Origin of the sequence: Kribbella albertanoniae, from assembly GCF_004348455.1 — a bacterium.
GTDB lineage: Bacteria > Actinomycetota > Actinomycetes > Propionibacteriales > Kribbellaceae > Kribbella > Kribbella albertanoniae.
Map to the genome: position 1 here is coordinate 1 of NZ_SMKA01000511.1, position 1,636 is coordinate 1,636.

General features: G+C 68.0%; 1 protein-coding gene. It reads left to right on the forward strand.

The genetic code is table 11. The features are described 5' to 3' along the window. On the forward strand, positions 1-1,419 hold a 1,419-nt coding region (gene ureC / locus E1261_RS44670), incomplete at its 5' end, for an urease subunit alpha (RefSeq protein ID WP_132416427.1). Positions 1,420-1,636 lie beyond the last annotated feature (217 nt).

Consider the following 1,636-nt stretch of genomic DNA (forward strand, 5'->3'; position numbering starts at 1 on the left):
GCGTTGGGGCGGGCGGGGAACCCGGATATTGCGGACGGCGTGCACCCGGCGCTCCGGATCGGGCCGTCGACGGATGTGATCGCGGGTGAGGGGCGGATCCTGACCGCGGGTGCGTTCGACTCGCATGTGCATCTGCTGTCGCCGTCGCAGTTGCATGAGGCGCTGGCGACCGGGATCACGACCGTGGCCGGTGGTGGGACGGGGCCAAGTGAGGGGTCGAAGGCGACGACCGTCACGCCCGGGGCGTGGCATCTCGAGAAGATGCATCGGAGCCTGGATGCGTTCCCGCTGAACGTTCTCTTGCTGGGCAAGGGGAACACGGTCAGTGCGGAGGCGCTTGCGGAGCAGGCGCTTGCGGGGGCGGCCGGGTACAAGGTGCATGAGGACTGGGGTTCGACGCCGGCCGCGATCGACACGGCCTTGCGCGCGGCCGACGACTGGGGGTTGCAGGTCGCCCTGCACGCGGACAGTTTGAACGAGGCCGGGTTCGTCGAATCGACGCTCGGCGCGATCGCGGGGCGGTCGATCCACGCGTTCCACGTCGAGGGTGCCGGGGGCGGACATGCGCCGGACATCCTGTCGATCGCGGCGTACCCGCATGTCATCCCGGGCTCGACCAACCCCACCCTGCCGCACACGGTGAACACGGTCGCCGAACATCTCGACATGCTGATGGTCTGCCATCACCTGAGTCCCGACGTACCGGAGGACCTGGCGTTCGCGGAGTCGCGGATTCGCGCGACCACGATCGCGGCCGAGGACATCCTGCACGACCTGGGTGCGCTGTCGATCACGTCGTCGGACGCGCAGGCGATGGGCCGGATCGGCGAGGTGATCACGCGCACCTGGCAGGTCGCGCACGTGATGAAGCATCGGCGTGGTGATCTCGATGGTGGGTTGCCGGCCGACAACGAGCGGGCCCGGCGCTACGTCGCGAAGTACACGATCAATCCGGCTGTTGCCCACGGCATCGATCATGAAATCGGTTCGGTGGAGGTTGGCAAGCTGGCGGATCTGGTGTTGTGGGATCCGCAGTACTTCGGGGTTCGGCCGCGCGTGGTGATCAAGGGCGGGGCGATCGCGTGGGCCGCGCTGGGTGATCCGAACGCGTCGATCCCGACCCCGCAGCCGGTGCTGATGCGGCCGTCGTTCGGGGATGCGATCGGGGCGGATCTGTCGGTGACGTTCGTATCGCCGGCCGCATTGGACGACGGGCTGGCCGGGCGGCTGGGGTTGCGTCGGCGACTCCTCGGCGTACGGCCGACGCGCTCGATCGGGAAGGCGGACATGAAGAACAACTCCGCACTCCCGACGATCGACATCGACCCGGAGACGTTCGCCATCGCGGTCGACGGCGAGCCGGTCGAGCCCTCGCCCGCGACGGTCCTCCCGCTCGCCCAGCTCTACGCGATGTTCTGATGATCCCGCTCGCGTTATCCGGTGATTTTTGGGCGCTATTTGACGAAAAGTTACCGGATAACGAGAACCCATCGGCTGGTGCGGATCGCGAGCTCCGCGGGGTGGTTGGGTGAGTTCGGCTGAGGTGGTCGCGTTGATGTTGGCCGACGGGCGGTTGCCTACTGGTGGGCATACGCAGTCGGCGGGGTTGGAGCCGGCGGTGCGGGCGGGGTTGGGG